The organism is Brevundimonas sp. (assembly GCF_044239655.1).
In the GTDB taxonomy this organism is placed as follows: Bacteria; Pseudomonadota; Alphaproteobacteria; order Caulobacterales; family Caulobacteraceae; genus Brevundimonas.
This window is the reverse complement of sequence record NZ_JBIIAY010000193.1, coordinates 1-3,448: the sequence shown is the minus strand read 5'-3', so window position 1 is coordinate 3,448 and position 3,448 is coordinate 1. Positions and strand designations below refer to the sequence as shown.

Here is a 3,448-nt window from a genome sequence, read left to right as displayed (position 1 = left end):
GGCCAGCGTCCGGCCCGAGGACTTCATCGGCATCCACTTCTTCTCGCCCGTCGACAAGATGATGCTGGTCGAGATCATCCTGGGCGAGAAGACCGGCCAGGCGGCGATCGCCAAATCGCTGGACTACATCCTCAAGATCAAGAAGACCCCGATCGTCGTCAACGACAGCCGCGGTTTCTACACCAGCCGTTGCTTCTCCACCTTCTTGATGGAAGGGATGGCGATGCTGGAGGAAGGCTATGCCCCGGCCCTGATCGACAATATCGGTCGCATGACCGGCATGCCGCGCGGCCCGCTGGAGATGCACGACGACGTCGCGCTGGACCTGTCCTACAAGATCGCCAAACAGACGGCGCTCGACCTGGGCGACAAGTTCGTCCCCGCCGAGGGCGCCGATATCGTGGCGAAGATGGTCGAGGGCGGGCGGTTCGGTCGCAAGAACGGCATGGGCTTCTATGACTATGCCTCCAAGCCCAAGACCATCTGGCCGGGCCTCGCCGAACTGGCCCCGACCACCAAGGGGATCGATGGTCCGGAAGAACCCGGTGCCTTCGCCCAGATCGACGAGATGAAGACCCGCCTGCTGTATCGCCAGGCGGTCGAGGTCGCGCGCTGCTGGGAAGAGGGCGTCATCGACGATCCGCGCGAGGCCGATCTGGGTGCCATCCTGGGCTGGGGCTTCGCGCCCTGGACCGGCGGGCCCATCACCCTGATCGACCAGACCGGGTTGTCCAAATTCGTCGAGACCTGCGACCGGCTGACCGCCACCTATGGCGACCGGTTCAAGGTGCCCCAACTGCTGCGCGACATGGCGGCCAAGGGCGAGACCTTCTACGGCAATTTCGAAGGCGCGCAGAAAGTCGCGGCTTAGACGCCGTATCTCCTCCCCGTGCGCAGCATGGGGCTGCGGGCGGCTCGTATACGAGCCTTCCTCAGGCGCGGCCCTCCTTCAGGGCCGTGACGAAGGGGGCGACACGCTGCTTGACGGGGGGCTTTTGGATTTGGTCGGGCAGACCGAGTCACCCCCTCCGTCTCCTCGCAAGAGCTCGGATCCACCTCCCCATTCGCCAAGCAGCGAACGGGGAGGAGACGCAGTTGCGCGAATGAAAGCGGCGGCCCCGTCCCCCGACAAGGCCGCCGCTCATGGCGCCGGCGTGTGGGCGCCGGCCCCTCAATCAAGCGGTTCGGACGGCGTCCCCCAACGCGCCCTTCGCCTGACCGATGCTGTTGTCCCTGGTTCCCCCCAAGGGCCGATGCTGATCGGCGAACCGAGGAATGACGTTCATCGAATGAACGCGATCTGAACGAAACCTGCGCCTTTCGTACAGGTTCACGCGTCAGGCGAACGGCGTCAGATGATGTCGAGCGGCTGTTCGCTGGTGGGCGGCGGAAAGGCGCGATCCAGGGCCTCGAGGTCCTCCCCGTCCAGCTGGATTTCGAGGGCGGCGGCATTGTCCTCGACGTGGGCGATCGTGGACGCCTTGGGGATCAGGACGACCCCTTCGCGCAGCATCAGGGCGGCCAGGGCGATCTGGGCCGGGGTCGCGCCGTGGCGATCGGCGACGGCGATCAGGGCGGGATGCTCCAGCAGTTCGCCCCGCCCCAACGGCGAATAGGCCATCAGCGGCATGGTCCGCTCCTGCATCCACGGCAGCAGGTCGAACTCCACCCCGCGCGAGCCCAGATGATAGAGGACCTGATTGGTCTGGCAGTGTTCGGCGCCGTCGATCCCCTCCATGATGGTCATGGCCCGCATGTCGAGATTGGACACGCCCCAGCGCGCGATCATCCCCTCGTCGACCAGTTCCTCGAAACCCGCAATGATCTCGTCCATCGGGTGGCGGCTTTCCCAGTGCAGAAGATACAGGTCCAGCCGGTCGACCCCCAGCCGCTCCAGACTGCGTTCGCAGGCCAGCATCATTGACATCTCGCCGGCGTTCTCGGGCCGCACCTTGGAGACCAGGAAGACCTCGTCGCGACGCCCCTGAATCACCTCCCCGACCAGCCGCTCGGACGCGCCGTTTCCGTACAGTTCGGCGGTGTCAATCAGGCTCAGGCCCAGGTCGAGGCCGCGCGACAGGGCGGCCTGTTCGGCGTCGCCGGTCCTCAGACTGTCGCCGATCTCCCATGTCCCCTGACCGAGCACGGGGATCAGGGTTCCATCGGGAAGGGCGGTCATGCGGCTCATGCTCCCCTAATGCCCCAGGACGGCGATCGGCGCCAAAGGTTCCACGCGGCGGCCTGTCGTGCGAGACGAGGACGATGACGGAGACGACGATGGCGGACGGCGAGAAGACGGCGGGCGGTGCCCTGGCCGGGATCAAGGTGCTGGACCTGTCGCGCATCCTGGCCGGGCCCTGGGCGTCCCAGGTTCTGGGTGATCTGGGCGCCGAGGTCATCAAGGTCGAACGGCCGGGCGAGGGCGACGACACCCGCAAATGGGGGCCGCCCTGGCTGGCCGACGGCGCGGGCGAACCGACCGATCAGGCCGCCTATTATCTGGCCGCCAATCGCAACAAGACCTCGGTGACGATCGACTTCACCAGGCCGGAGGGCCAGGCCCTGGTGCGGCGTCTGGCGGCTCAATCGGACATATTGATCGAGAACTACAAGGTCGGCGGCCTGGCCAAATACGGCCTCGACTACGACAGTCTGAAGGCCGTGAATCCACGGTTGATCTATTGCTCGATCACGGGCTTCGGCCAGACCGGGCCCTATGCGGCGCGCCCGGGCTACGACCTGCTGCTGCAAGGCATGGGCGGGCTGATGAGTATCACGGGGCCGAAGGACGGGCGGCCCCAGCGGGCGGGCGTGGCGGTGGTCGATCTTCTGACCGGCCTGTACGGCGTGGTGGGCGTCCTGGCCGCGCTTGCCGCACGGGAGCGCACCGGCGAGGGCCAGCATATCGATCTGGCCCTGCTGGACGTCGAGGTGGCCTGTCTGGCCAATCAGGCGTCGAACTTCCTCGTCTCGGGGGTGTCGCCCGGCCGGATGGGCAATGCCCACCCCAATATCGTGCCCTATCAGGAGTTTCCCACGGCCGACGGCTTCATGATCGTGGCGGTCGGGAACGACAGCCAGTTCCGCGCCTTCGCAGGCGTCCTGGGCCACGGCGAATGGGGGGCCGATCCCGCCTATGCGACCAATCCGGCGCGGGTCGCCAACCGCGATGTGCTGGTTCCCCTGATCGAGGCCCTGACCCCGCTGCGGACGACGCACGGATGGGTCGAGGCGCTGGAGGCGGCGGGCGTCCCCTGCGGCCCCATCAATGCGATCGGCGAGGTGTTCGACGACCCCCAGGTCCGGGCGCGGGGTTTGCGGGTCGAGATGGCGCACGAGGCCGGCGGCACAGCCCCCGGCGTCGCCAGCCCCTTGCGGATGTCCGGCACCCCCGTGGAATACCGCCACGCCCCGCCGGTGCTGGGCCAGCACACGCAGGCGGTTCTGG

General features: G+C 67.2%; 3 protein-coding genes. 2 read left to right on the top strand and 1 reads right to left on the bottom strand.

The window, feature by feature from the left end:
- A partial coding sequence (locus tag ACILQR_RS16095; RefSeq protein WP_395652379.1) for a 3-hydroxyacyl-CoA dehydrogenase family protein occupies positions 1-871 on the top strand: 871 nt, incomplete at its 5' end.
- Between the two features lie 480 nt (positions 872-1,351).
- Here ACILQR_RS16095 and ACILQR_RS16090 read toward each other — a convergent pair.
- Positions 1,352-2,179, bottom strand: a complete 828-nt coding sequence (locus ACILQR_RS16090; protein WP_395652378.1) for an aldo/keto reductase — start codon at positions 2,177-2,179, stop codon at positions 1,352-1,354.
- 83 nt (positions 2,180-2,262) lie between these two features.
- Between ACILQR_RS16090 and ACILQR_RS16085 the strand changes: the two genes are divergently transcribed.
- Positions 2,263-3,448: CaiB/BaiF CoA transferase family protein (locus ACILQR_RS16085; RefSeq protein WP_395652377.1), on the top strand; the 1,186-nt coding region annotated here is incomplete at its 3' end.